21 protein-coding genes and 1 pseudogene are annotated in these 25,708 nt (G+C 57.5%); 5 read left to right on the top strand and 17 right to left on the bottom strand.

Annotated elements, in window-relative coordinates; genetic code table 11:
* Positions 1-80: 80 nt before the first annotated feature.
* From C8J33_RS22160 to C8J33_RS22140, 5 genes are all read right to left on the bottom strand, one after another.
* Positions 81-1,277 carry an MFS transporter gene (locus C8J33_RS22160; RefSeq protein WP_132665363.1) on the bottom strand — a complete coding sequence of 399 codons (1,197 nt, stop codon included), beginning with the start codon at positions 1,275-1,277 and terminating at the stop codon, positions 81-83.
* Between the two features lie 97 nt (positions 1,278-1,374).
* The gene (locus C8J33_RS22155) at positions 1,375-1,770 is read right to left on the bottom strand and encodes a DUF1330 domain-containing protein (RefSeq protein ID WP_110802859.1); all 396 of its coding nucleotides are present in this window, start codon (positions 1,768-1,770) and stop codon (positions 1,375-1,377) included.
* A 30-nt stretch (positions 1,771-1,800) separates the two neighbouring features.
* The gene (locus C8J33_RS22150; RefSeq protein WP_422038880.1) at positions 1,801-2,187 is read right to left on the bottom strand and encodes a putative quinol monooxygenase; all 387 of its coding nucleotides are present in this window, start codon (positions 2,185-2,187) and stop codon (positions 1,801-1,803) included.
* Positions 2,188-2,211: 24 nt separating this feature from the next.
* Positions 2,212-2,928 carry a carboxymuconolactone decarboxylase family protein gene (locus C8J33_RS22145; RefSeq protein ID WP_110802871.1) on the bottom strand — a complete coding sequence of 239 codons (717 nt, stop codon included), beginning with the start codon at positions 2,926-2,928 and terminating at the stop codon, positions 2,212-2,214.
* Positions 2,929-2,944: 16 nt separating this feature from the next.
* A complete protein-coding gene (locus tag C8J33_RS22140) occupies positions 2,945-3,319 on the bottom strand; it encodes a DUF2255 family protein (RefSeq protein WP_110802857.1) in 375 nt (124 codons plus the stop codon).
* Positions 3,320-3,468: 149 nt separating this feature from the next.
* Between C8J33_RS22140 and C8J33_RS22135 the strand changes: the two genes are divergently transcribed.
* A complete protein-coding gene (locus C8J33_RS22135) occupies positions 3,469-4,368 on the top strand; it encodes a LysR family transcriptional regulator (protein WP_132665361.1) in 900 nt (299 codons plus the stop codon).
* 109 nt (positions 4,369-4,477) lie between these two features.
* Here the strand turns inward: C8J33_RS22135 and C8J33_RS22130 are convergent, their stop codons facing one another.
* From C8J33_RS22130 to C8J33_RS22120, 3 genes are all read right to left on the bottom strand, one after another.
* A complete protein-coding gene (locus C8J33_RS22130; protein ID WP_207901545.1) occupies positions 4,478-5,548 on the bottom strand; it encodes an SMP-30/gluconolactonase/LRE family protein in 1,071 nt (356 codons plus the stop codon).
* 110 nt (positions 5,549-5,658) lie between these two features.
* Entirely contained in the window at positions 5,659-6,645 is a 987-nt protein-coding gene (locus tag C8J33_RS22125) for an aldo/keto reductase (RefSeq protein WP_132665360.1), read from the bottom strand.
* 527 nt (positions 6,646-7,172) lie between these two features.
* Positions 7,173-8,387: a GGDEF domain-containing protein gene (locus tag C8J33_RS22120; protein WP_110802854.1), complete on the bottom strand. Its 1,215-nt coding sequence runs from the start codon at positions 8,385-8,387 to the stop codon at positions 7,173-7,175.
* Between the two features lie 147 nt (positions 8,388-8,534).
* Here C8J33_RS22120 and C8J33_RS22115 point away from each other — a divergent pair, with 147 nt between their 5' ends.
* The 4 genes and pseudogenes from C8J33_RS22115 (at position 8,535) to C8J33_RS22100 (ending at position 13,733) form a co-directional block, all read left to right on the top strand.
* Entirely contained in the window at positions 8,535-9,224 is a 690-nt protein-coding gene (locus C8J33_RS22115) for an OmpW family outer membrane protein (protein ID WP_110730805.1), read from the top strand.
* Between the two features lie 228 nt (positions 9,225-9,452).
* Positions 9,453-9,806: pseudogene (locus C8J33_RS27615) on the top strand (IS110 family transposase); the annotation flags it as partial.
* A 372-nt stretch (positions 9,807-10,178) separates the two neighbouring features.
* Positions 10,179-11,111, top strand: coding sequence for a helix-turn-helix transcriptional regulator (locus C8J33_RS22105; RefSeq protein ID WP_132665359.1), 933 nt, complete (start codon positions 10,179-10,181; stop codon positions 11,109-11,111).
* A gap of 822 nt (positions 11,112-11,933) precedes the next feature.
* Entirely contained in the window at positions 11,934-13,733 is a 1,800-nt protein-coding gene (locus tag C8J33_RS22100) for a putative bifunctional diguanylate cyclase/phosphodiesterase (RefSeq protein ID WP_132665358.1), read from the top strand.
* A gap of 257 nt (positions 13,734-13,990) precedes the next feature.
* On the opposite strand, the gene C8J33_RS22095 is transcribed toward C8J33_RS22100, so the two are convergent.
* The 9 genes from C8J33_RS22095 to C8J33_RS22055 form a co-directional block, all read right to left on the bottom strand.
* Positions 13,991-15,610: a GMC family oxidoreductase gene (locus C8J33_RS22095; protein ID WP_422038865.1), complete on the bottom strand. Its 1,620-nt coding sequence runs from the start codon at positions 15,608-15,610 to the stop codon at positions 13,991-13,993.
* Positions 15,611-15,612: 2 nt separating this feature from the next.
* Positions 15,613-17,142, bottom strand: a complete 1,530-nt coding sequence (locus tag C8J33_RS22090) for an FGGY-family carbohydrate kinase (RefSeq protein WP_132665356.1) — start codon at positions 17,140-17,142, stop codon at positions 15,613-15,615.
* 195 nt (positions 17,143-17,337) lie between these two features.
* Complete coding sequence (locus C8J33_RS22085; RefSeq protein ID WP_132665355.1) at positions 17,338-18,180, bottom strand: class I fructose-bisphosphate aldolase; 843 nt, start codon at positions 18,178-18,180, stop codon at positions 17,338-17,340.
* Positions 18,153-19,901: a glycerol-3-phosphate dehydrogenase/oxidase gene (locus C8J33_RS22080; RefSeq protein ID WP_110730811.1), complete on the bottom strand. Its 1,749-nt coding sequence runs from the start codon at positions 19,899-19,901 to the stop codon at positions 18,153-18,155. The genes C8J33_RS22085 and C8J33_RS22080 overlap by 28 nt, the downstream gene beginning before the upstream one ends.
* 12 nt (positions 19,902-19,913) lie before the next feature.
* Complete coding sequence (locus tag C8J33_RS22075; RefSeq protein ID WP_132665354.1) at positions 19,914-20,909, bottom strand: aldo/keto reductase; 996 nt, start codon at positions 20,907-20,909, stop codon at positions 19,914-19,916.
* Positions 20,906-21,910: a sugar-binding transcriptional regulator gene (locus C8J33_RS22070; protein WP_110802845.1), complete on the bottom strand. Its 1,005-nt coding sequence runs from the start codon at positions 21,908-21,910 to the stop codon at positions 20,906-20,908. Before C8J33_RS22070 ends, C8J33_RS22075 begins: the two co-directional genes overlap by 4 nt.
* A gap of 1 nt (position 21,911) precedes the next feature.
* On the bottom strand, positions 21,912-22,904 hold the full coding sequence (locus C8J33_RS22065) for an ABC transporter permease (RefSeq protein WP_110802844.1): 993 nt from the start codon (positions 22,902-22,904) through the stop codon (positions 21,912-21,914).
* 28 nt (positions 22,905-22,932) lie between these two features.
* Complete coding sequence (locus C8J33_RS22060) at positions 22,933-24,471, bottom strand: sugar ABC transporter ATP-binding protein (RefSeq protein ID WP_132665353.1); 1,539 nt, start codon at positions 24,469-24,471, stop codon at positions 22,933-22,935.
* A 73-nt stretch (positions 24,472-24,544) separates the two neighbouring features.
* Positions 24,545-25,573, bottom strand: a complete 1,029-nt coding sequence (locus C8J33_RS22055) for a substrate-binding domain-containing protein (protein WP_110802842.1) — start codon at positions 25,571-25,573, stop codon at positions 24,545-24,547.
* Between the last annotated feature and the right edge of the window lie 135 nt (positions 25,574-25,708).

Below are 25,708 nucleotides of genomic sequence, written 5' to 3'. Positions count from 1 at the left end.
TCTGCCCTATTGAAGGGGAGCTACCCTATCGCTTCGGAAGTGCGTGTCTATTCATCCACCTTCTCAAACATTGTCAGCCGTTAGAACTCGAGCGATTTCCGCTGGGTAAGCCAGACCGTAAGTGCCAGCACGATCAAGCCAGAACCGCCCGCAACGACAGCCACCCAACCTCCCTGCTCCCACAATACACTCGCCATCAATGAACCGATCGCACCGCCAATGAAATTGCATGCCACGAAGGCCGTGTTCAAGCGGCTACGTGAAGCTGGATCGATTGAAAGCAATCTAGATTGGTTGAGGACGTTCGTGGCCTGTATAGCGACGTCCAACAAAAGGACGGCAACAAGGACAGGGATAATGTGCGTCGAACCAAAGCCCGCAATCAAGAGCGATGTTAGGCCCAAAGCAAGTGCGGCGCCGGTACCTTGAACCGACAAGCCCCGATCATGCAGCGAGCCGGCTCGGCGGGCCGCAAGCGCGCCTGCAAGACCAACGAGCCCGACGAGGCCGATCTGGCTGACGGAATAGGAAAAAGGCGGCGAGCTGAGAAGGAACGTCAGTCCGGTCCAGAAAAGAGTGAACACGGCGAAGGCGCATGCGCCGATGATGAGCGTTATCTGAACCGGTCGATGCGCGTGGACAACCGTGAAAACCGAGAGGAGTAGTTTGCCGTAGGGAACTGTCGGCCGCGGCCTTTCCGTAGGCAAAGCCTTGGAGAGGAGGGCCGCGAGCAAGAGGATGAACAGCGCCGCCGCGATGTAGATCGCCCTCCAACCGAAAGCGTGGGCCAGAAAACCACTGATGGTGCGTGACAGAAGGATTCCGGTGATCAGCCCCGAAACGATAGTCCCGACCACGCGGCCGCGCTGTTCAGGCTTTGCCAGATCGTCGGCGAGAGGAGTTAAAAGCTGGCCGGCGATGGTCGTGAGCCCGACGGCAGCTAGTGCGGCAAGCAGAGTCGCAAAGCTCGGAGCCAGAGCGCATGCGACGAGAGCCGCAGCCGAACAGATCATGACAGCAGGTATAAGGCGTCGTCTGTTCATTGTGTCGCCAAGTGGCACGACGAGCAGGATGCCAAGCGCATAGCCAATCTGTGTTACTGTAATCAGCATCCCTGCAGTGCCGACGGAGACCCCGAGGGATCCGGCGATATCGGAAAGCAGCGGCTGCGCCCAATAAAGGTTGCCAACGGCAGCTCCTCCGGAAACCGCAAACAGCAGCGTCAGCGCTTGCGGCATGCCGGTGGTTTCAGTGTGTTCAGTAGGTGAGCGAGACATTGACAATTCCTCTAAAGGACGGAGGCGCGCCGGGTGCCAGCACACCTCCGTCTTTGCAGTTGTCTACTCTGTGTACGCACAAAAACCGTACAAGTTCTCAGCCTGCCGGACCTTCTACGATATAGACGCGCGAGGTCGCCGACCTCTGCCGGATTGGTCGGAGTTTCTCGTATTGGGGGGAGTTGTACCACGCCTTGGCCTTCTCCATGCTGTCGAACGCGATGACGACCATGCGCCCTTCGAAGCTTGAGCCTTCTAGGGAAACAATGTCCCCTCCGCCGCGCACGATGAAACGTCCGCCGAACGGCGTGAATGTTGCCTCCACCTGAGCGCTGTAGGGCTTGATCCCTTCCGGGTCCGTTACCTCAAACTCCGAGATATAGTAGGCCGGCTTCTCGGCGGCGGTCTGCTCCTGAGCACGGCTGCCATTGGGCAGGGACAGGTTGGCGGCGCCAAGTGCAATCGCGAGCATCGCGATACGAGCCTTTTTCATCGTTGGTTCCTTTGAACTTTCTGGGACTAGCTAGTGCGACTTCGCACTCAGCTGAAAATTGTCCGTCTCAAACAATTTTCGATCGATGATCATATCCTTGGTGGTTGCTACATAGGTTTTGAAATGTGGAGAATCGCGATGAGCCTCGTAGGCTGCGTTGTCTGCATACATTTCGAAAAAGCGAAGATGGTTCGGCTTGCCCTTGATCGATACCGCGTAAAGCGCAAGCACCCCCGGCTCCATACGGATCGACGTCTCCATTTCGACTTTGACGGCCGACGAATAGGCGTTCATCTGGGCCGGATCGATTTCGAGCTCGGCAATACGGATCACCGGCGAGGTCGCGTCCTGAGCTTTTACCGAATGGCCGCCCAAGGCCAACATGATCACGGCGAGAGCCACAAAACAGTGTTTCATGTCCATTGAACTGTCCTCAGCTCGTTACTGTCGGCCGGCAAAAACATCCTTGACGACAGGCATGGCGGAGAACACGCAAGGCCAGCCGCAATAGAAAGCCAGTTGGGTAAGAGCCTCTGAGGCCTGTTCCTGTGTTAGACCATTATCCATCGCGCGACCGAGATGGTAGGTGATCTGAGCAACCTGCCCGTTCGCGATGAGGGCCGCAACGGTGGTGAGGCTTCGGTCGCGTGGAGCCAGCCCGGGACGAAGCCAAAGGTTCTTGAACAGGACCTCGCCAGTATAATGGACCACGCCGGGAGAGACTTCGCCGAAATTGGCCTGAACTCCCGTCGCGCGCTTTGCCTCGGCTTCCTCGTTGAGGGGAAGCAGGTCCGGCGATGCGTCCGGCAGCTGCTCGGCAGTGATACCGCGATCAGCGAATATATCCTTGATGATATCGACGGCGAAGAACGCATTGGACCATCCGGAGTAGAAGGCCAGATGCGTCACGATTTCTGAAAGTTCGGCAGCCGAGACGCCGCTGTCGAGCGCCTTGTTGGCATAATGGGGCAAGCCGATCGTCTGGTTGCGTGCGATCAGCGCGGCGACGGTGACGATGCTGCGGTCCCTCGCCGAAAGCCCGGAGCGGCTCCAAAGGTCGCTGACAACCGTATTCGTGGTGTAGGCGGCCAGCGCCGGGGAGACGCTGTATACGTCGTCAAGCGTCAGTGAGGGATGGTTGGGTGTGAGCGTAGACATGATGCGATCCAATCGATCAGGAGTTTTCGGGAGTGATCTTGATCGTCGCTGCGCGGGCGCGGGCGCTGATCATCGGCTTCAAATATTGGCTCGTGGCGTATTTCACACGGTAGGCATCATCGATCGTATCGTTGATCGGCCCTTCTACGGTCTTGAATGTGACCCCTCGGGTCATTCCCGCAACAGACACGCGACCGGCTCTCTGGGCTACAGCGGCCTGATACCATCTTGAAGCCTGTCCATTATATCCACGCACATAAAGTTCACCATCGACGACAACCGACCAAATCCATGTTGGTGTGCCGAGGGTACTGCCATCGCCCCGAAACGGGGATATATGCAAATCATCCGATCCGCCTATCCTGCCGAGCTCCTCATTTGACCATGCCATAAGAGACCCCTTTCTTTGGTTGTGTCGAACAGCGGCGGTTGGTCGAGAAACCGCTGACAACGAACGTCACCGAGACGTGAATGATAGACCTCTATTTTTATTTCGATTAGCCGCTAAAATCTCATTGAACCTATATTGGAGATCAATAAATGCGGCGGGAAGACCTAGGCGACCTGATGGCATTTCTAACCGTGGCCGAGGAGCAGAGCTTTACGAAAGCCGCTGCTCGCTTAGGCACGTCGCAATCCTCTCTCAGCCTGATCATTCGGCGGTTGGAGGCGCGGCTTGGTGTCCGTCTGTTAACCCGTACAACGCGCAGCCTCGCACCAACGCCAGCGGGAGAACAATTGCTTTCAACGCTCGGGCCGGCTTTGGGAGACATCGATGCGCAGCTATCGGCCCTTACAGAGTTTCGAGACAAGCCTGCGGGCAATTTCCGTATCACCGCCGGGCAGCACGCCATCGACACCTTGATCTGGCCGAAGCTTTCAAAGCTTCTTCGCGACTATCCAGATATCAAAGTCGAGCTGAATGCCGAAACCGCGCTGACAGACATCGTAACAGATCGGTTCGACGCAGGGGTGAGACTCGGAGACCAGGTGCAGAAGGATATGATCGCTATCCCTGTTGGGCCGATGGCCAGAATGATTTGCGTTGCTGCCCCCACCTGTTTCGATCAGCTTGCCCCGCCTTCCACTCCCCAGGACCTAACCGCACATCGTTGCATCAATCTGCGACTGCCAAGCTACGGAGGCTTCTATGCTTGGGAATTTGAAAAAGACGGTCATGAAATGCGGGTTCGGGTGGACGGACAAGTTGCGTTCAATGGGGTACCCCAGGCGATCACCGGAGCACTGGAAGGGTACGGGATTGCCTATATGCATGAGGACGTGGTGCGCGAGCATCTGGCTTGCGGACGACTGGTTCAAGTCCTGGCCGACTGGACGCCGCCCTTCCCAGGGTACCATCTTTATTATCCCTCTCGACGTCATCCCTCACCTGCCTTTTCCATGCTCGTCGATGCGCTGAGGCATAAGTCGGCCGAGTAATAGGCCAACTTGCCGGCTTGGAGACGGTGTCCCCGCTGCGATAGTGCATGACTATGGGAGTCCCAGCGCATCTCTATCGAAGGGGTGTCGAGAAAACCCCGCGAGGAGATCATTGGTGTGAGTATAGGGGTAATGCCGTCGCGAATCCCTGCGAACGAAAGATCATGGCACCGCCAGGTTCGTTCCCACTGTTGGCAACAATGAGCAACTCGTCGCTCCCCGGCCTGATGGCCAGGCTGGTAGACTTGAGGTTGCGGCCACCCTCTCTTTCCGGAAGAACGACCTGCCCGATCGGAAGACCGTTCCGGTTGAACACAAGCACCCGACCCTGGCCGGAGATGGCCACATAGACATTGCCTTCACTATCGACCCGAGCACCGTCGGGCGCGGGTCCGGTGAAATAATAAGCCACCGTCGAACCAAATGGAGCAACCCCGGTCCGGCCCAAAAGCCTGACACGATGCAAGGTGTTCTTTCCGTGCTCGGTGACCCAAAGTTCGCCTCCGCTTGGGCTGAGTGCAATCCCGTTTCCGACGGCAAGACCCTGCATCACAGGTAGAACCGTTTCCAAATCCGGATCGGCATAAAAGACGCCGCCTCCGCCATCAGTCGAACTGCCGTGGCTATCGGTGAAATAGAAGCCTCCCGAGGAATCGAAGACAATGTCATTGGCAAGAAAACCGCGATCTTCCCCAATAATCGTCTGCATGTTCGACCCATCGGGATCGACTGCACGGATCGATCCTTGGCGCGTGTCGCCAACTGAGGTGATGAAGATGCGTCCGTCTTTATGGATCCCCAATCCCGAGGCGCCGAGCGTGTTTTTCGGCACGATGACTTCAAGTTGTTTACGTGGTGATAGCCGGAAGACCCGTCCGCTCGCGGCATCCACGAACAGGAGATTTTCACGGCGATCGAATACCGCGCCTTCCAGCACGAGTGGCTGGTCCGAGACCCGAAAATATGGTTCTGCCTCGACAGTCTGCAAGCCGCGTTCGGAGGGAGGGATTGGAACGGAACTGCGGCTAAGCGCGTCGTGTTGAAGTCCTGGCATGGTCTTCTCCTGAGAGTAAGTGATACTCGGCCACCAGATCAGAAATGCCAGACAGGTCGTGCCCAACATACTGCCGAGATGCCCTGGTTCGCCTTGTTTCCTTTGCGCCGCCATCCATTTCATCATGCAGGTGATCCCTTTGAATTCGGCATTGCAGATCAGGCGGCGCGCACCGCTCGTGGTCCGCCAACTCGGGTCGAGCTGACTTTCGGTGAAGGGTCAAACCCAGTAAGATGTCACCAAGCGTAGGCTTCTGGCGCTCCGGCTCCGTATCCGGGCCAGATTTCGTCGAGACGCTTCAAAGTCTCATCCGAAAGCGATACATCCACAGCCCAAAGGTTTTCGGTGAGTTGCTCGACGGTTCTCGGACCGGTGATTGGCGCCGTGACGACAGGGTTATGAAGGAGCCAGGCAAGCGCCACATCCGAAGGCTGTTCGCCGATTTCCCGGCAGAGATTTTCGTAGGCTTCGAGCTGGGGGCGGAGCTTTTCGATCTGGTCCGTTACCTTCGGCTTCGTGCGTCGGCCTTCCTTGACCTTCTGTAGCACGCCACCAAGCAGCCCACCGCCAAGCGGGCTCCATGGCACAAGACCCAGCCCGTAGTGCCGGCAGGCAGGAATGACCTCCAGTTCCACCGTGCGTGCCGTCAGATTGTAGAGGCTCTGCTCGGACACCAAACCTAGAAAATTGCGGAACTTGGCAGCCGACTGAGCCGTGGCGATATCCCAGCCTGCGAAGTTGCTGCTGCCGACATAGAGCACCTTGCCTTGTTGCACGAGAAGCTCCATTGACTGCCAGATTTCTTCCCAAGGCGTGTTCCGGTCTACGTGGTGCATCTGGTAGATATCGATATGGTCGGTTTGCAGCCGCCGGAGGCTATCCTCGCACGCTTTCCTGATATGATAAGCCGATAGGTATTTGTCGTTCGGCCCGGTCTCCATGGGCTGGTATACTTTCGTCGCCAGAACGATCCGTTCGCGACGGCCGCCCTGCGCGAGCCAGTTTCCGATATATTCCTCGGAAACGCCGAAGCCTTTTTCCATGTCCGGCGTGTTGGGGCCGCCATACACGTCAGCGGTGTCGAAGTAGTTGATGCCGGCATCCAGAGCGCTATCCATGATGTCGAAACTGGTCGCCTCGTCAGTGAACTCCCCAAAGTTCATTGTGCCTAAGCAAAGGGGGCTTACTTTCAGGCCGGTACGGCCGAGGTGTTTGTAGTTCATCTGGTTGTCTCCATTCCGAAACCTGTTCGATGCGTAGACGCATCTTAAGAATGGGCTCGTGGCGCCCGCTATCGTATAAGGTAGGGACAAGGACGAGGTTAATTATAGGCTATAATTCGATAGGACTTATGCGTGAGACAGAAGAAAGGCGGCAGTGGATTGCCCTACCTTCTACTAGATTGGCCTAATTTCGCGCGCCTACACTAACCTGAACTTGGTTCGAGATGGCGGAAACCTTGTCATGTGAACGCGATTTTTGGCTCAGCTCTTCGACTATGTGTCTAATTGCATACTTATTTGAGGTCAGGGCGAAAGTATGCGGGTGGCCATACGCGCGCGCGCGAAAAATCACGGCTCAGTTCGACGATTGCGAGGCAGGGTGTCGAATTCAGCTGGATATGGACCACTTTTTTTCGCGCTGTGCTATGTAACCGCAGATATGGTATCGACGGGAAGTATCTTTACAATGTGCGAGCGGATCGTAAAAAAAGTGGATCAGAATCGTGCGGTAATCAACAAGCAGGCCCCTAACTTTCCACCGCCAACGCAACATGGGCTTGTGGAGGCGTTGTACCCGGCACGACACAATGGACGCAGTTGCGGCCATTTCTTTTTGCTTCATACAGAGCTTCGTCCGCCGCAGTTACGGCGACCGCGAGCGGCGTGACACCGCTGCAGAACCCTGCAACGCCGATGCTCACCGTGACCGCAATCTTCTGCTTTCCAATATCAAACAGCTCTTCCGATATGCGTTTGAGGAGTTGCTCTGCAAAACAAACTGCCTCCGCCGGCGTCATATCACTCAACACCACGAGGAATTCCTCACCACCCCAGCGGCCCGTTACGTCCTGACCGCGTCGGCAGAGGCAGGACATGCGCCTCGCGAACTCTCTCAGCACCATATCTCCGCAGTCGTGTCCGTAATGGTCATTGATGGATTTAAAATGATCAAGGTCCGCAATCAGAACAGACAGCGGCCGCTTTGCCCGATTACAAGCAGCAATCAGGGCAGATGTCTGCTCCTGCACTCCGCGCCGGTTTGCAAGTCCAGTTAGCGGGTCCGTCGTAGCAAGTTCTTTCATTCGCGCTTGAACGTCTTCAAGCGACATAGAGACAAGACCAACATAGATGAGAACGCTTGTGAGCTGGTCTATGAACAATGCGAGGGATATGTCTGCCGCCTGCAGGTCTGGAACGCCCCCCGGGGTGAGGAGCCTGAACGCAATCATCACGAGAGAGGCCGTGAGCGCCAGCGAATATGTGCTTAACGCAACGCTCACGAGCAATTGTGAGGGAAGATAGCCAGCTCTCTTCCGAGCGAGGAAGGCACGTGCCGCTATCGCCGTTGATGCGACCAAAGTAACAATGGTCAGCAAGACCACTATGTCCGGCACGAGTCCAAGAAAGCGGGCGCCGCCATATACGAGGCCTGGTGTTAGCCCCATGACGGCGAAGACCGCCTTGTTCACTCTGCCGCCGCTGAAAACGCGGCCTCCCGCCCAGATACAAGACAGGCTGATACCAATGATAGCATATATCAACATCCCACGCGCCGCGAGGAAATATGGGTAGTTGGGGTCACTATAGATCAACATGACACCAACCGCCGAGCCTAAAATGCTGGCACTCCAAAAGCGAAAAGCAAGACGCGCTTCGCTTCTAAAACTCGCAATCAGGAAAATCAGAATGAACCCGGTACGTGCGGTGACACTGGCAAATAGCAGTGTATGAATGTCAATCATTGTGGGTCTCCCTGACCTCCCAGCAGCACGAAACTCCGTGTAAATGACACCCGAATTCATCTACGCCGACGTTCTAAGCTTACGCGTTAAGGTTTAAGAAGCTCCATGGGGATATGATTTACAACATCTCCATCGGGGCGCTTTGATTTGTCTATAAATGTGATACTTAACGAACATCATTCACTCGGGCGACTAAGATTCTTCGGAAGTATTGCGCTTTCCTTCACGTTCGGTGCTCAGATAGCCATCGCAGATGATCGGGTCACCGCACGCACGTTTGAGACAGGCGATGTGATAATCCGTGGGCGAATATCCGCTATTGTGCCCTACAACCAGAATTCGACCGTTGATCTCATTGGTGGACATGTTGATGTGCCGGTGATGATCTTACCGGACATCGATGTCAGTCTCTTTCTGAGCGAGCATTGGTCAATCACCGGGCAGACAGGAGCGCTGAACACCAAAATCAAATTAAAGGACACAGTTTACGGCGACATCAACGTTGGCTCTGTCTGGAGCTTGCCGTTGTCGCTGGCGGTTCAATACCATCTTAATACGGAAGGACGGTTCAAGCCCTACGTTGGTGCAGGGATGCTCGCAACGTGGTATCTTGGTGAAAAGCCAGCCGGGGGGGTTGTTCAGGATTTTAACGTGTCTGCCTCATATGCTCCGATAGTCAAAGCGGGTTTCGACTATCAAGTAAATGACAAGTGGTTTGCCAACTTCGAAGTCAAACAGATCTTTCCTCCTACTCAGACGATCGAGAACCAGGGCGTCAACGCTAAAACCAGTCTCGATACTACCTCGGCGGGCTTCGGCGTAGGCTACCGTTTCTGACGCGCTGCTTAGGTGGTGTAGCTTATACGACCACGGCTCATTCCGAAGGGCCGGAAGAGTATCATCGCGCCACTGCTGACAAGCTGATGAGTGAATCATCGCTCATTTACCCGATAGTCTCCAGTGTCATGTAGCGGGCACGTTGAACAGCCCATTTGATGGCATGGACCGCTCCCTTTCCCTCAGCGAAGATGGCAGCTGTTTTTTTAGCCAAGAAGGAGTCATCCCATGCCTGTTGTTACTGTTGGTCTCGATCTCGCAAAAACAGTCTTTCAAGCTCACGGCGTCGATGCTGCCGGCCAAACTGTTCTTCGCCGTCGCCTTGGACGCAGCGAATTGTTGGCGTTTTTTGCTAAGCTGCCGCCTTGTTCGATTGCGATGGAAGTATGCTCAAGCGCTCATTACTGAGCTCGGGAGCTGGTGAGGTTGAGGCACGACGTTCGGCTCATTCCGCCGCAATATGTCAAACCCTACGTTAAACAGAATAAGACCGACGCGGCAGACGCAGAGGCGATATGTGAGGCGGCGGGTCGACCAAGCATGCGCTTTGTTCCGATCAAGACCCGAGATCAGCAGGCCCTAGCGGAATATGCGGCCGCTTCCCAAGATAAAAATCTCAAGCTGTAGGTACCAACCCGTAGCCGATAGACAGAGCCCGCCGCTGGATGTCGGCTACGACGCGGCCACAATGCCGTTCGTCATAAGTAGCAAAGACCTGGGTGGTCCGGCAGACCTGAACCGCCGCGCATTTTAGAAAAGAACTGCAATCCTCCGGGCCGTCGCTGTCACTGCTCTCTGCTGTCTGGTTTCCAATGATGAATCAAGTGCAGTATCCGAGCCTCGCATATGTCATTTCACCCTAATTTAGAAAAGAATTTTCCATAAACTGACATCGCGACAATTGTAATACAAATCAAACGCCTATGTTATGTTAGTAACATTAGGGAGAAACGTATGCTGCGTATGGAATATTTCGATCTGGATGAGGCAAGAGATGTCCTTGGACGCATGGCCAGCCTTGTTCTTGTGGAACCGTCAGAAACGCGCAAATTCCATATGCAAGGACGCTTCCTGGAAACTGACAAGGTGCGCATCTATAGAGCCTCGACGATGACAGGCTATCTTGCTCGGTATGATGGCGACCTTGATGATTTTGTCTTTTCAATTCAACGCAGGACCCTAAACTTGAATGCGCTTTCCACGTTTTCGGATACCAACGCGGAGGCCACCCTTTTTCTAGACCGTCGCGATGCGGACAGGAAATCCATGTCAGCCATGTCTTCGCAGAAGGGCGTGCTAATAGACGCCGACACACTTACAAGAGCGGTCTCAGATCGGCTCGGCGACGGAGACCTAAACCGCATCAAATTTTCGGCTGGCGCAACGTCCCCGGCCCTCCACCTCTCATGCGAAGGCATATGTGATGCCCTGTACAACGGGCTTTCAGATCATGGGGGCTTGGTTGGCAATTCCTTGGCCGTCGCCAACCTTCACGACGCTCTGATCAACACGATCCTGTACAGTGCCAATCACTCGTATTCTGAAGTCTTACGACGTGGTTCCGTCGAGTTGCCACGGGTTGTCCGCCGTGCGGTGGACTTTATCAACGCAAATGCCCATTTGCCGATCACGCCCACGGACGTTGCGGTCGCCTGCGGAATGAGTATCCGATCGCTCCAGCTGACATTCCGTGAGCGCTTTGAAACAACACCCAGTCTTTACATCCGCAAGACTCGCCTTAAGCGGGCTTACGACGACCTTCGAGCTGGCGACCGGCCAAGTATCGGCGATATCGCACGTAGATGGGGTTTTCTGTCCCCTGGAGAATTTGCTCGCCTCTTCAAGGCAGAGTTTGGCGAGAGACCGGGCGATGTGTTCCGCCGATGACAACTATCCCGTGAGTAGCGTCAATAGAACGCATGAAAGGACATAGTCACGCATATCTCGCTTATCGAGCGCGATGTTTTACGTATCGTAAATGTTTTACCCGACTTTTAGGGTGAGAGGCACGGTCCCTACGAGAACTCTTGGATGGATGGGCGGCATTCAGCGGTACAGTAGAACAGGAGACTTGGATGTTTGATTTGTATTTTTTGGAGCGAGCGCAGTCCTTGATGCTCATTAACGTCTCTAGGCAATGGTTGTGTTGAAACTCGCGGAACGACCACCACGGCAAACGCCAATTTTTCCCAAACTCGGTTGCGCCCTCTCGAGATATCCGGCGCCATCATCGCCTGTTTGTCGACCCGAGCGAGTTAGCAACTTTGGGCTGTCAGTATCTTGGGGAACCTCGGAAGAGGCGAGTTCGACTGCGGCGCGTACAAGCGGATCGGCAAAGGCGGCAGAGAGGTTTGGATTGAGGCACCCTACAATACCGCTTTCCACCATGGTCGGCCGATCAAGGTTGTGAAAACGGCGACCGACATTACACACAAGAAGCCCCAGTCCGCAGAGAACGCGGCCAGGATAAATCCGACTAATGAAAAGCCCATCAATAATTGTAATTTATATTTATTATTCAATTATGATAATACTTCCAATAAGTACCAAACAATATCTTCAGAAACTCATTATATAAAATTGCCTTTTCCATATTTTTATTTAAATCCAAATTTAATAAGAATTGCTGATAGTTTTAGACATGGTTTAAGTCTTTATGTTCGGCAATATTGACGAATTATTTAAATAGAATCAGAAAAGGCCCTCACTATGACTACGCGTAACGTCAATACAAACAATCGAAATGAATGTTACGTCGAAAATAATGGCTATTTAAAGAATATTAACCTTCTCCACGCCCCATATTGCGAGAGCTTTGACCGGATCACAAGGATAGCGCGTCATATCTTCGATCTGCCGATTGCAGCCGTATCGTTGACCGACGTCGACCGTCAGTGGTTTAAGTCCCGCGTTGGCGTTCAGCATCAATCGATTCCAGGACATCTTGCGCCTTGCGCGGAGGTTGCCGAAACCACGAATGTTCTTATCATCAAAGACATGGCGGCAGACGCGCGTTACCGCGAGAGCCATTTAGGACAAAGCGGGATTCGCTTCTATGCGGGGGCGCCATTGGTTACGCAGAAGGGGTTCGGCGTGGGCGCACTCTGTGTCCTCGGTACCGAGCCGCGAGATGTTACAGATAGTGAAATTCGCGCGCTCACCGACTTAGCCGAAATGGTCATGGCCCAGATTGAGCTCCAACACGCCTACCGCCGAATTGATCCTGTCAGCGGGCTACCGAACCGAAAACAGTTCTACGACGACATCGTCGATCTTGCGAAGGACGAGCAGGGGGTGGATGTTCGACTGGTCATCCTTATCGATCTTGCGGAAACGTCACAAATCGGCGGTCTCGCGCGGGTCATTGAGCCAGGACATCTGGACGCCTACGTACAGGCAGCGGCCTGTCTGCTCATGGAGAAGATTGGTCATCAGAGGACGATCTATAATGTCTCGAACACGCAGTTCGCATATTTGGCCGCTAGGGGTTCGCGGGAAGAAGACGCGCTTGCCGACCTTCCTGATCTCCTGTCGAGTTTGCGGGAGGCTACGAATCTCCACTTCCGGACGGCCCCTGTTGCTGGCGTGGTCCCCTTCGTGCCGGGCTGCATCGGGGCTGCTGAGCTATTGCAGGCCTTGAACAGTGCAGCTCAGGACGCCCGCCACGGCAACACTCATGCCAGCCTCTTTTCGATTGAGTTGGATGAAAAGCATCGCCGTCATTTCAAAATCTTGCAGGACATTACGGTGGCCCTGCGCTCTGACGATCAGTTGTCCCTGGTGTTTCAGCCACGCATCGACCTGATTAGCGGGCGATGTGTTGGTGTTGAGGTCCTTTTGCGCTGGCTGCATCCGGAACTCGGGACTATTTCTCCTGGTGAGTTCATCCCCATCATCGAGCGCTCCCTGCATGTGCGCGACCTGACCCTCTGGGTTCTAAACGCCGCGCTCAAGCAGTTGCGTGCGTGGATCAATAGCGGCTTTTCTTTCCTGGTGTCTGTGAATGTCTCAGCTGCCAATATCGATGATGGCGCGTTCGCCGAACATGTCATCGCGGCACTGTTGCGCTCTGGAGTCCCGCCGGCACTTCTCGAACTCGAGGTCACCGAAAGTGCAATCATGAAAGACACACTGACGGCACTGAGGACGCTCGAGGCATTGCGTGACGCTGGAATCACTTTGTCTATTGACGATTTTGGTACTGGATACAGCTGCCTCTCCTACCTTCAAATACTTCCGACCAAAATCGTTAAGATTGATCAATCGTTCATTCGGGATTTGGAGAACAATGAGCGTGGACAATGCTTGGTCCGTTCTATGATCACCTTGTCGCACGACCTTGGATACCGTGTCGTGGCGGAAGGAATCGAGACCGCCACGGTACTGGAGATTCTGACGCGCATGTCATGCGACGAAGGTCAAGGATATCTATTCGCAAAACCGCTTGCAGCTCCAGAGCTTGAGGCTTGGCTTGAGTTCGCTCAGGACCACGAAAAAAATGCTGCCTGACCCCCTTCTTCCAAGGCTTTAGTCGCCCGATCTTGGCTTGAAGTAGAGCTTCAGCCGAGACCGAAATGCGGCAAACTTTGCATGCCCCTCGCTTCTGGGTTTTACGTCGCGTAGAAGGTCTGATGATTTGTAGATACTCGCGTATGCAATCAGTATATCCAAGTCCACGCACGCACAACTCAGGATAAACCTCGATATATTGCATGGTGGAAATTGACACCTGATTAAAAGCACAAGGTAACGGTTTGAGTTGGCTCTCAGCATCCACTTAAAATTAGATTTGCCGCCTTCTCCGCGATCATGATCACAGGCGAATTGGTATTGCCTGAGACGATCGCCGGCATGATCGAGGCATCAACCACCCGCAATCTCGAAAGCCCGTGCACCCGCAACTGCGGATCGACGACGGCCATCGTGTCGATGCCCATCTTGCAGGTGCCGACGGGATGGAAGATCGTCGTGGCGATGTCGCCGACACGGCGGATCAGGTCTTCGTCGCTCTGATACTGCGTGCCTGGCAGCATTTCCTGCGGCCGGTATTTCCGGATCGCACCGGCCGCCATCAGGCGGCGAACGTGACGGATCGAATTGGTCGCAACGATCCGGTCGCCTGCGGTCGAAAGATAGTTCGGCCGGATCTCCGGGGCCACGGCCAGCACCGGTCCGGTGACATGCACCGTTCCGCGACTCTCCGGCCGCAGGTTGCAGACGGAAACGGTCACGGCGGGATACCGGTGCAGCGGCTCGCCGAGCCGTTCGGTGCTTAAAGGCTGCACGTGATATTCGAGATCGGCAGCCGCCACCGCCGGATCGCTCTTGGCAAAGATCCCGAGCTGGCTCGGCGCCATCGACAGGGGACCGGACCGGCGCAGCATATATTCAAGCCCCATGCCCGCCCGGGTGAACAGGTTGTGATAGAGCTGGTTCAGGGTCTTTGCGCCCTCGATGCGAAAGACCGTGCGGATCTGGAGATGATCCTGCAGATTTTCGCCGACGCCAGGAAGATCATGAGTTGGTTCGATTCCGGCCCGGGACAACACATCCGGACGGCCGACCCCTGATAGTTCCAGGATTTTCGGCGAGTTAATTGCGCCTGCAGACAGCACGACCTCACGGCTGGCGTGGGCGACATGGGCCCGTCCGTTCAGCCGGAAGCGCACGCCGGTCACCATCCGGCCGTCAAACTCCAGCAGTTCGGTCTCAGCCCCGGTCAGCACGCGTAGATTGGCGCGCTTCATCGCCGGGCGCAGGAAGGCCTTGGTGGTATTCCAGCGCAACCCGCCGCGCTGGTTGACCTCGAAATAGCCCGATCCTTCATTGTCACCACCGTTGAAATCGTCCGTCTTGCGGATACCGAGTTCTTCGGCCGCATCGCGAAATGCGTCGAGGATCGGCCAGGACAGCCGCTGTTTTTCCACCCGCCACTCCCCGCCGGCGCCGTGCATCAAACACTTTCCACGATAATTGTCCTCGGATTTCAAAAAATAAGGCAGAACTTCGTCCCAGCCCCAGCCGGAATTGCCCGCCTGCCGCCAGCCGTCGTAATCGGCAGCCTGCCCGCGCATATAGATCATGCCGTTGATCGACGAGCAGCCACCGAGCACTTTCCCACGCGGATAAGGCAGAGATCGGCCGTTCAACCCTGCTTCTGCCGCCGTCTTCATCATCCAGTCGGTGCGAGGATTGCCCATGCAGTAGAGGTAACCGATCGGCACATGCACCCAATGATACCGGTCGCTGCCGCCCGCTTCGAGCAAAAGCACGCGGTTCTTCGGATCGGCCGAAAGCCGGTTGGCGAGAACGCAGCCCGCCGAGCCCGCGCCAACGACGATAAAATCATAAAGCCCCGCATTGATCGCTGCATCATTCACACGCATTTTCACGCCGCTACTCTAGCAACAACAGGCTGCACCGCTGTCAGACGCCGCCACAGCGGTGCCATCGCCTCGGCGATATCGTTATAAAGAGCGTAGCGCTGGGCATAGTGAGCCTCAAGCGCGACGTCCGGACGATAATGCCTCTCCGTCTGCACCATCGCTACCGCACCGGCGCCGAAATCAGCGAAGATACCAACGCCGGTTCCGGCCGCAATCGCTGCCCCCAGCGCGCCGGTTTCGCGCGAGCGGGCGACCGTCACGGGTACGCCGAGCACATCGGCAAAAATCTGCGGCCAGATAAGGCTGCGCGATCCGCCACCCGAAAGCACCGCCTCGTTGAACACCGCGCCCGCCTTGCGGATCGTCTCTATATGGGCGCGGTGGCCGAAGGCGACGCCTTCGAGAAGCGCACGAACGAGATGCCCCTTGGTGTGCCAGCCGGCAATGCCGTAATAGCCGGCACGCGCGTGGCCATCCTGCTGAGCGCCGTAGAGATACGGATGGTAGAGCGGATCGTCTGCCATGGGCTCGATTGCCCCGGCCAGTGCGCAAGCTGCATCAAACGGCGAAACACCTTCTGCATGCTCGCCTTCGAAGAATTCCCTGACCAGCCATTCGAGATTGGCTGCCGAAGTGGCGCTATTCTCCATCGCCATGTAGCGGCTGCGATCGAAGGTCGAGGACATGAACACCGGTCCGTCGAGATCGGGACCGTCGATGATCACCTGGTTGATGCTCCAGGTGCCGGCGATGACCGAGGCGCTGCCGGTGCGCGTCACGCCCGAGCCGAGTGCGGAGGCGACGACGTCGAACAGCCCGCCGACCACGGGCGTGCCCGCAGCAAGCCCGGTCTGCGCGGCAACCTCCTCCGTCACCGTGCCGGCAATATCATCGCTTTCGATGAGCGGCGGCAGAAGGTCCATACAATCGCCAAGGCCATAGGCCTCCATCAGTGTCTGATCGTAGCGGCGCGTGGAAAGATCGAGCAGGCCGGCGCCCGACATGTCCGATACCTCGCTGACACGCTCGCCAGTCAGGCGGTTGACGATGAAATCCTTGGAAAAGAACACCGTGCCGATCCGGTTGAACTGCTCCGGTTTGTAGCGCTTCAGCCAGGCAAGCAGTGTCGGTGTCTGGGATGGCCACGGACGCTGGCGAGCAATCGGTTGGGTGCGCTCGCCCACGCCTCTTTCCCGCCATTCGTCGACCAGTCCGGATGTCCGCGTATCGAGCGACTGGATGCCGAGCAGCGGAGCCCCATCGCGATCGAGCGCGTAGAGACCGTTGCCATGCCCGGCGCAGCCGATCGCAGCGATCGCCTCCGGCTGTATCTTGGCTTTTTCGATGCAGGCGCGAATAACCTGCCTTGCATTGGTCCAGAGTTCGTCCAGACCCCGCTCTACATGCCCTGGGCTTGGCATGCGGCTATGTCCTTCTTCGGACGCTGCCGCGATTTCGTTGCCCGCCCGGTCGAAAATCACCGCCTTGATAACGGTGTTTCCGGCGTCGAGGCCCAAAAGATATTCTTTCATTCTGAACCCCTCCCAAGGCTCTGTCAGTTTTGCGCGGTTGGGACAGAAAGCCCAGTGCTGATTTCCTCTTCTCCCCGGCGGGAAGAAGGTGGCCCGCAGGGCCGGATGAAGAAGCGGCAGGCTCTGAATTTGCCGCCCCATCGCCTCGCTTACGCTCGGCACTTCTCCCCGTTAGGGAAAAGGAACGTGCTTCGATCAGCCCTGCTCATAACGCGCAAATGCCTGTTCGCCGCTTGCATTCTCATGGATGATCGCCATCAGACCGCGCACCACGGCGCTCGGATTGGCATGCTGGTAGATGTTGCGCCCATAGACCATGCCCATTGCGCCCTGACGCATCAGGGCCGCAGATTTGTCGAACACCGCGCTTAAGTCTTCCTTGCCGCCGCCGCGCACCAGAACCGGGCAGCGCGCCGCTTCCACCACCCGGTGGAAATCCTCGGCATTATCGGTTGGGTCAGCCTTGATGATATCGGCACCCATTTCGCGCGCCAGACGCGCCAGCGTGACGATCTTGTCGGCATCGCCATCGACCATGTAACCGCCCTTCTCCGTGACCGGCTGCATTACAAGCGGCTCGATCATCAGGGGCATGCCATATTTGTCGCAATCGGCCCTGACGCGCGAAATGTTCTGCACGCATTGGCGAAACAGGTCCGGCTCATCCGGCAGCATGAACAGGTTGACGACGACGCAGGCCGCATCCATCTCAAGCGCGCCAATCAGCGGCTCGGCCTCGTTCTGCAACACCGCCCACATGTCGCGGTGGCGGATCCGGTTATAGGGATTGCCCATGTCGATGCGCATCACCAGCGCCGGTTTGTTCTTGCCGGGAACATCCTGCAACAGGTCCGCCTGGCCGTAATTCATCTGGATCGCATCCGGTGCTGCAGAAACCAGCACGTCCACTACGGCCTGGATATCCTCAAGTCCATTGAGGAAGGTCGGTTCATTGCAGACGCCGTGATCGATCGCCACATCTAGGCAGCGGCCGTTGCCAAACAGCCGGTTCATCCGGACTTTGCTGTTGTATCGCATTGTGTACTCCTTGGTTCGTTCCTTGCGGAAAGCGTATCGTGATCGACGCCGTGGCGCCCGGTGAGAAGGGTGAGAAAACGGTCGCGCTCGCCGGCGCGCTGCGCCGATGTCCAGTGCTTTTCCTGTGCCAGGAGTTCGAGCACTGCATTCATCATGTCGAGCGAGAGTTCGCCCGAAACGGCCAGCGTCGTTCTGCGCAGCAAAAGATCGTCGAGATGCTCGACCGATTCATCGCGGATCAGGAACTGCAGTTCGCGCATCGAGTAACCGGCATGCGGCATCGCCTGATCCGGTGCTGCCGCGATAAAACCAGCGACCGCCTCAGAGTCCGTGCCGTAACGGGAAAACAACTCCGCCATGCGCGCGCCGGAAATGCCACTCTTCGTAGCGACGCTCGCAAGCCAAGCCGGCGCATTGGCCGGAAACGCCCGCCCGCCGCCGATCGGCCTGTCGGTGGTTGACACGTGACGGCGACGGCCAAGCCGTTCCAATGCCATGTCGGCTGCCATTTCGCCGAACGAGCGGAACGTCGTCCACTTGCCGCCGATCATGCACAGCACCGGTGGACCACCGTCCCTGGGTTCCACAACCGTGCAGAAATGGTCGCGCGGAATGCGGCCGGTAAAGCTGTCGGTGCTGGCCGGAAGCGGCCGCACGCCGGCAAACTGGAAGACAATATCCTCCCGGCGGATGGTGATCTCCGGCAACACAAAGGCGAGCGATTGCAGGATGTAGTCGCGCTCATCCGCCTCGCAGCGCACGGTTTCCGGATCGTCGACGCGAATGTCGGTGGAGCCGACCAGGACCTTGCCGAGATAGGGAAACAGGATACAGATCCGCCCGTCCTTGTTCTCGTAATAGATCATGTGATCGGCAAGCGCCTCGCGCAGCGTATTATTGTCGATGATCAGATGCGAGCCCTTGGTCCCGCCCATCAGAGGGACCGACCGCGCGTCCGGCGAAAACAGGCTCTGGTTGGCGATATCGATCCAGCCTCCGGTGGCATTGATGATCAATGCGGGTTCCACGGCCACGGACGCGCCGCCGATCTGGTCCTCGACACGGTACTGACCATCCTCCATGCGGCGCAGCTGCGCATAGTTCAGCGCCGCGGCGCCGAACTTGTCCGAAAGCCCATCCTGCAGCAGTTCGATGCCAAGCCGCTCGGGATGGCTGACCCAGGCGTCGAAATAGGTGGCGGAACTTTTGATACCGGGATGCAGTGCCGGCCATTTTGCGAGGGTCGCGCGCCGCCCGCGAAACTGGTGGCGCGGCATCGTCGCCCGTTTGCGCGTCAGGAAATCGTAGATGCTGAGGCCCGCCTTGATGGCGATCGCACCCCGGCGGCTTGGACGGCGACTGAGGCCTAAGAACCGGACGATGCCATTGCCGAGACCGGAAATAATGTCGAAGACCGGCACCGTCGTCGGCAGCGGCGCGACATAATGCGGCGCGTTGCGCAGCAGCCGGTCGCGCTCGACCAGCGATTCCTGCACCAGCTTGAATTCACCGTTTTCCAGGTAGCGAAGCCCGCCATGCACCATGCGCGAGAGGGCCGAACTGGCGCCCGAGCAGTAATCATGCTTTTCTACGAGCAGCACGTTCAGCCCCTGCAGCGCCAGCTCCCTAAAGACGCTGATGCCGTTTATGCCGCCGCCGATGACACACACGTCCACCTTCGGGCTCTGGCGGAGCCCGTTCAATGTCTCTTCACGTTTCATGATGGCGATCCGCTACTTGTCCATGTCAGTCAGTTTCGCCGCTATGGCCGTATCGACCGCGGCCAGATCGGTCGCATCCAGCCGGATGGTTCCAGCCCGTGCATTGTCGATAGCCTGTGCCGGATTACGGGCCCCGCAAAGGGCGAAGCTCACGCCCGGCTGTGCCAGCGTCCAGGCAATGACCGTCTGAGCGATGCTGGCGCCGTGTTTTTCCGCAACATGACGGATGGCATTAGCAAGCGCCCTTGCCTTCTCACGGTTGCCGACCGAAAAGCGCGGATTGTCCTTGCGCTGGTCGTCGCCCGAAAACATCCGGTCCGGGCCTATGGTGCCGGACAGAAGCCCCAGTGCCAGCGACGAATAGCTCAGCGTCGCCATTTCGTTGGCCTGGGTCAGCGGCAGCAAATCCACCTCGATCTCGCGATCGATCATGCTAAACCTCTCCTGAATCGCATCGAGACCACCCACCGCAAGATAGGCGTTGAGAACGTCCTTGCTGACATTGCTGGCCCCAAGAGCACGGATCTTGCCGGATGTGCGCAGATCTTCCAGCGCCCGCATCGTCTCCTCGACCGGCGTCGTCGGATCCTGCCAATGGGTGATGTAAAGATCGATATGGTCGGTTCCGAGCCGTCTCAGGCTTTCCTCGACTTCGTGCAGGATCGCATCGCGACCGAGATAGCGGTGGACCGGCTTGCCATCCTGATCGAAGAAATGCCGTCCCTTCTGCGTATGCCAGACAAGGCCGCACTTCGTGGCAATGACAGCCTTGTCGCGGCGGCCGGCCAAGGCCTTACCGACGATCTCCTCGGAGCGCCCAAGGCCATATGCCGGCGCGGTATCAATCAGCGTTACACCAGCATCAAGCGAAGCGTGGATCGCGGCAATGGATTCGCTTTCATCCGTTCCGCCCCACATCCAGCCACCGATCGCCCAGGTGCCCAGCCCAACCGCGGAGGCGGAAACGCCGGTCTTGCCGATCTCACGTGTCAACTGCTGCTCGCTCATGCCCATTTTCCTTCGCCATTCGCCAGTGCAAGTACCCGCGCACCCGTCGCTTCGTCGGTCACCAGCGTATCAAGATGATTGCCTCGGAGAACACTGAGGATCGGCCCCGCCTTGTTCGGCCCGCTCGCCACACCAATCTTGGTGCGGATCGAAGCGAATTCCGGCAATGTCAGCGACACAAGCGACCGGTTGAGACTGTAGTCGCAGACCTGACCCTGGTTATCGAGCAGATGCGCCAGCAGCTCGCAGGATGCGCCGGAGCGCTCGATCGCCGCGCGGTCGGTGCTCGAAGACGGATGCAGGTCGTAATAGCTAGAGTCATCCGACAGGATCGAACCGATGCCGACCACCGCGATCTGTGCCTCGCGCGCCCGTTTGAACACGTCGGCGACGGATCGCATGTTGATCAGCATGTCGCGCTCGGCCGCACTATCGGCAAACAGCGGCGCATGGATCTGATAAGAGCGGCCGCCGAGCCGGTCGGCCATCAATGTCGAAACATGGTTCACGTCGGTATAGTGCTTGCCCTGGACGCAGCCTGTCGCCGGGATCACTTCGATATCGAAGCGGCGCGGCGCATGCATGCCGGCAACTACGGCGCTGACGCCCTTGCCCCCAGTGACGCAGATCGTATCGCCGTCGATGATCTCTCCAAGCAACAGCCTGGCCGCTGCTTCGCCGACCGCCTGAAGCGCTGTCTGGGGATTGTCGGACACGGTCGGAACCACGACAGCGCGGCTAATGCCGCCGAGCGCCAGAAGCTGTTCTTCCATATCGACCAACGGCTCGACCGGAGACTTGATCTTGATCTCGACGAGGCCGAGCTGGCGGCCACGCTTGATCAGCCGGTTGACAGTGGCGTGCGAGATGCCGAGCTGATCGGCGATCTGCGCCTGCGTCAGTCCTTCGAGGAAGTGTAGGACCAGCGCCTGGTGCATCTGCCGAGCGATGACGATTTCCTCGCGCGGCGCATTGGCTGGCTTGAGTTTGGCTATCGGCATATCAGGCAGCCTTCCGTTTGTGCAGAAAATGGTCGATTGAGACGGCAGCGAGCAGAATGCAACCTTTGATCATGTCTTGCCAATAGACGGAGACGTCGAGAAGGATCAGAGAACTGGTAACGACCGAAAGCAGAGCGATGCCAAGGATCGCACCGAGAATCGTACCCGAGCCACCATTCAACGAAGCCCCGCCGATCACCGCCGCTGCAATGATGTTGAGTTCCATGCCGACGCCGAAGGTCGGGGTCGCGGCACCGAAACGGGACATGTAGACGACGCCGGCAACACCAGACAGTGTCGCGCAGAGAACCGTCACCCAGAATTTCACTTGGTTGGTCTTGATGCCGGAATAGAGCGCCGCCTTTTCGTTGCTGCCGGTATAGAACACCTTGCGGAAGGCCGTTGCCCGGCGAAGCAGAAAATCGAACAGCACGACGATGGTGACGAAGATCAGGATCACATAGGGAACACCGGAGAATGTGCCCTGCCCGACCGCCTTGAACGAAGGCGGCAAAGTGAACAGCGACAGCGGCGTGCCTTTGGTGATGATTAGGCAGATGCCGCGCACAATCACCATCGCCGCCAGCGACGTGATGAAATGGTTCAGGCCCACCACCGTTACGAAGAAGCCCATGACGCAGCCGATCAGGCCGCTGGCGATGATGCCGATCAACGAGGCGCTCCAGGGGTCGAGCCCCATCAAAAACAGCGAACCCGACAGCACCATAGAAAAGCAGACGACCGAGCCGACCGACAGGTCGATGCCGCCGACGATCAACAGGATGGTCATGCCGACAACGACAATGCCTTCGACCGAGAACGACATCAGCATGGCCCGGAAGTTGCCGAGCGTCAGGAAATGCGGCGAAGCGACGCTCATGGCGATGCAGAGCGCCATGATAATTGCGATCAGTCCCGCCTCGCGCATTGTCCCCAGCCGTTTCCAGCCGGGCGCGCGTGCGCGATGTGCCGTTGTTAACGTAGCGTCCGCCATGACCTTGTCTCCTGCCCCTGCTTGTTCTTTACGCAGCATGCTCTGATGCCTTTGAAGTGTTGTGGCCACCGACACCCGATGCAAGGCGCATGATCGCTTCTTCCGTCATCGTCTCTGCCTCGACCGCGCCGGCGACCGTGCCCTCGCGGATCACCACCACCCGGTCGCAGAGGCCGAGCAATTCCGGCAATTCAGACGAGATCACAACGATGCCGATGCCGGAGCGCGCGAGGTCGCGCAATAGCCGGTGGATCTCCGATTTGGCGCCGACATCGATGCCGCGCGTCGGCTCGTCCATCAGGATGACCTTGGGATTGACCGCCAGCTGCTTGGCAATCGCGACCTTCTGCTGATTGCCGCCTGAGAGCGACGAGACCGGCATACCGATGCCGCCCATCCGTACCCCAAGCCGGCGGGTGAGATCCCGGGCGCGATCGGCCTCCGCTTTGGCGTTCAACAGGCCGAGCGGCCCTGTCAGCGACTTAAGGTCGAGAACGGCAATGTTCTGGGCGATGGACAAGTCCAGAAAAATGCCGGACCCCTTGCGGTCTTCCGACAGATAGACGACACCCGCCTTGACGGCCTGCGCATAGGATTTTATCCGCAAGGCCTGTCCATGCAGTTGCACTTCGCCGTGCATCACCGATCGCAATCCGCAGATGCCTTCGGCAATTTCCGTGCGGCCCGAGCCGATCAGCCCACCGACACCGAGGATTTCGCCCTGGCGCAATTCGAAGCTGACATCCTGGAAGCGGCTGCCGTCGCCGAGACCGAGCACGCTCAGAATGGTCTTGTCCATCCGCTCGCTCAGCGCCTGCTTTTCCGGATAGAGCTGGGTGATCTCACGCCCAACCATGCGGCGCACTAAATCGTCCGGTATCAGATCGGCGACATTCTCCGTCGAGACATAGCGCCCGTCGCGAAACACGGTTACCCGGTCGCAGAGGCTGAAAATCTCGGCCATGCGATGGCTGATATAGATGATCGAAATCCCCTGCGCCTTCAGATCACGAATAATCCCGAACAGGACCAGGGTTTCTGATTCCGTTAGGGCCGCTGTCGGCTCGTCGAAGATCAGGACGCGGCAATCGAGCGTCAGCGCCTTGGCGATCTCGACCAGTTGCTGGCTGGAAATGGGCAGTTCGGCGACCTTGCGGCGCACGTCGATCGGCGCCAGCCGGTTCATCACGGTCTGCGCATCGCGCTCCAGCCTGCCATAATTCATGAAAGGAGAGCGGCGGCGGTTGGTGGAGGCCATGAACATATTCTCGGCTACCGTCGCATCGGGGCAGAGCGCGATTTCCTGATGCACGAGCCCAAGCCCAAGCGATTGCGCCACGGCCGGCGACGTCACCTTGACCGGCGCGCCGTCGACGAGCACGTCGCCTCCGGTCGGTTGCAGAACGCCGGCAATGATATTCATCAGCGTTGACTTGCCCGCGCCATTTTCGCCGCAAAGCGCATGAACCTCCCCTTTTTCCAGGCTGAAGCTTACGTCCGTCAAAGCCCTCACCGCACCGAAGTGCTTGCTGACGTTGCGAATTTCCAGAACCGGGACCGGCGCCATGATAGTCTCCTCCTCCTCTAAGTTTGCAGTGGCTGTCCGGGGCATCATGTCCCGGACGGCCAGCACAAAGGACTTACTCCTCGATGCCCTTCGTGCCCCGCCGCTTTAGGTACTTGTCCCAGTAGAAGTCTTCGGCATTGTCAGCCGTGACGATCGACAGGCCGTTGTCAACGAACGGAATACTCATTGGATTGAAGCCGACACGCTTGGCGTCGTTCATCGGATCGATGAGTTCCGGATGCTTGGCAAGCCACAGCAGCATGAAACCCATGTAACCCTGCATGCCCTGGTTCGGGTTGATCGAGCCGAACACTTCGCCCGCCTTGATCATATCGAGAATGTTGGCGTTGACGTCGGCGCACATGACGAGGATCTTGCCGCCGTTTTCCTTGTTGGCTTGCGATGCGCCAATGGCCGAGTTGGCTTCCGGCATGAAGACGGCGCCGAGGTTCGGATTTGCCTGGACGAGGCTCGAAAGCGCCTGATAGGCCTTGGTCGGATCCTGGTTGGAAGCCGCACGGCCGACCAGCTTCATGTCCGGGTATTTTTCAGTCATTCGGGCGATAAAGGCGGCGATGCGCTTGTCGTGGTTGTCCTGACCCGGGTTTTCCAGAACCGCATATTCGCCCTTGCCACCCATTTTCTTGGCAATCGCGTCAGCAGCATAGGTGCCTTCGCGAGTATTGTCCGAGGTGATGAACGAGATACGCTTGGAGAGCGGCGCATCGGCTGCGAAGGTCACGACGGCCGTGCCCTGGTCGATCGCCCGGTTGATCGGCTCAATGAACGGGTCGGAATTCATCGGATGGACGAGGATACCGGCCGGGTTCTGGGCCAGCGCCTGATCGAAGGTGGCGATCTGCTTGTTGACGTCATATTCCGGCGTGCCGGTATAAGCAGTGTCGCAGCCGAGCTGCTGGCCTGCCTGCTTGAACATTTCGTAGACCGGGAACCAATATTCAACGCCCGAGACCATGACGTTCATGACATATCTTTCACCGGGCTTGCAGCGGAAAGGATTTTCCGTTTCAGCAGCGGTAACGCCAGCGAAAAGTGTGGACGCAAGGACCGCCAAAGCGGTCGTGCCTAGAAATGTGCGCAAGATTCCTCCCCCGAGGCCGAAGCCCCTTCCAAATACCCGGCAGCGCCTCATCAGCGGCCGATGATCCCATGAAGACCGGAGTTCCTCCTCGAAGTCCGGTAGAGGGAGATAAGCGCAAAAGGCATTACGCGTCAA

The sequence above is a fragment of the Rhizobium sp. PP-CC-3G-465 genome (assembly GCF_004343445.1).
Lineage (GTDB): Bacteria > Pseudomonadota > Alphaproteobacteria > Rhizobiales > Rhizobiaceae > Ferranicluibacter > Ferranicluibacter rubi.
This window is presented reverse-complemented; position numbering and strand designations above follow the sequence as displayed.

Bases quoted from the DNA above. Each gene is read 5' to 3' on its own strand.
- C8J33_RS22065 (WP_110802844.1), bottom strand. From the start codon at position 22,904: ATGGCGGACGCTACGTTAACAACGGCACATCGCGCACGCGCGCCCGGC.
- C8J33_RS22060 (WP_132665353.1), bottom strand. From the start codon at position 24,471: ATGGCGCCGGTCCCGGTTCTGGAAATTCGCAACGTCAGCAAGCACTTC.
- C8J33_RS22135 (WP_132665361.1), top strand. From the start codon at position 3,469: ATGCGGCGGGAAGACCTAGGCGACCTGATGGCATTTCTAACCGTGGCC.
- C8J33_RS22100 (WP_132665358.1), top strand. From the start codon at position 11,934: ATGACTACGCGTAACGTCAATACAAACAATCGAAATGAATGTTACGTC.
- C8J33_RS22070 (WP_110802845.1), bottom strand. From the start codon at position 21,910: ATGCCGATAGCCAAACTCAAGCCAGCCAATGCGCCGCGCGAGGAAATC.
- C8J33_RS22160 (WP_132665363.1), bottom strand. From the start codon at position 1,277: ATGTCTCGCTCACCTACTGAACACACTGAAACCACCGGCATGCCGCAA.
- C8J33_RS22090 (WP_132665356.1), bottom strand. From the start codon at position 17,142: ATGAAAGAATATCTTTTGGGCCTCGACGCCGGAAACACCGTTATCAAG.
- C8J33_RS22155 (WP_110802859.1), bottom strand. From the start codon at position 1,770: ATGAAAAAGGCTCGTATCGCGATGCTCGCGATTGCACTTGGCGCCGCC.
- C8J33_RS22140 (WP_110802857.1), bottom strand. From the start codon at position 3,319: ATGGCATGGTCAAATGAGGAGCTCGGCAGGATAGGCGGATCGGATGAT.
- C8J33_RS22130 (WP_207901545.1), bottom strand. From the start codon at position 5,548: ATGATGAAATGGATGGCGGCGCAAAGGAAACAAGGCGAACCAGGGCAT.
- C8J33_RS22105 (WP_132665359.1), top strand. From the start codon at position 10,179: ATGCTGCGTATGGAATATTTCGATCTGGATGAGGCAAGAGATGTCCTT.
- C8J33_RS22125 (WP_132665360.1), bottom strand. From the start codon at position 6,645: ATGAACTACAAACACCTCGGCCGTACCGGCCTGAAAGTAAGCCCCCTT.
- C8J33_RS22095 (WP_422038865.1), bottom strand. From the start codon at position 15,610: ATGCGTGTGAATGATGCAGCGATCAATGCGGGGCTTTATGATTTTATC.
- C8J33_RS22075 (WP_132665354.1), bottom strand. From the start codon at position 20,909: ATGAGCGAGCAGCAGTTGACACGTGAGATCGGCAAGACCGGCGTTTCC.
- C8J33_RS22150 (WP_422038880.1), bottom strand. From the start codon at position 2,187: ATGAAACACTGTTTTGTGGCTCTCGCCGTGATCATGTTGGCCTTGGGC.
- C8J33_RS22145 (WP_110802871.1), bottom strand. From the start codon at position 2,928: ATGTCTACGCTCACACCCAACCATCCCTCACTGACGCTTGACGACGTA.
- C8J33_RS22080 (WP_110730811.1), bottom strand. From the start codon at position 19,901: ATGAAACGTGAAGAGACATTGAACGGGCTCCGCCAGAGCCCGAAGGTG.
- C8J33_RS22085 (WP_132665355.1), bottom strand. From the start codon at position 18,180: ATGCGATACAACAGCAAAGTCCGGATGAACCGGCTGTTTGGCAACGGC.
- C8J33_RS22120 (WP_110802854.1), bottom strand. From the start codon at position 8,387: ATGATTGACATTCATACACTGCTATTTGCCAGTGTCACCGCACGTACC.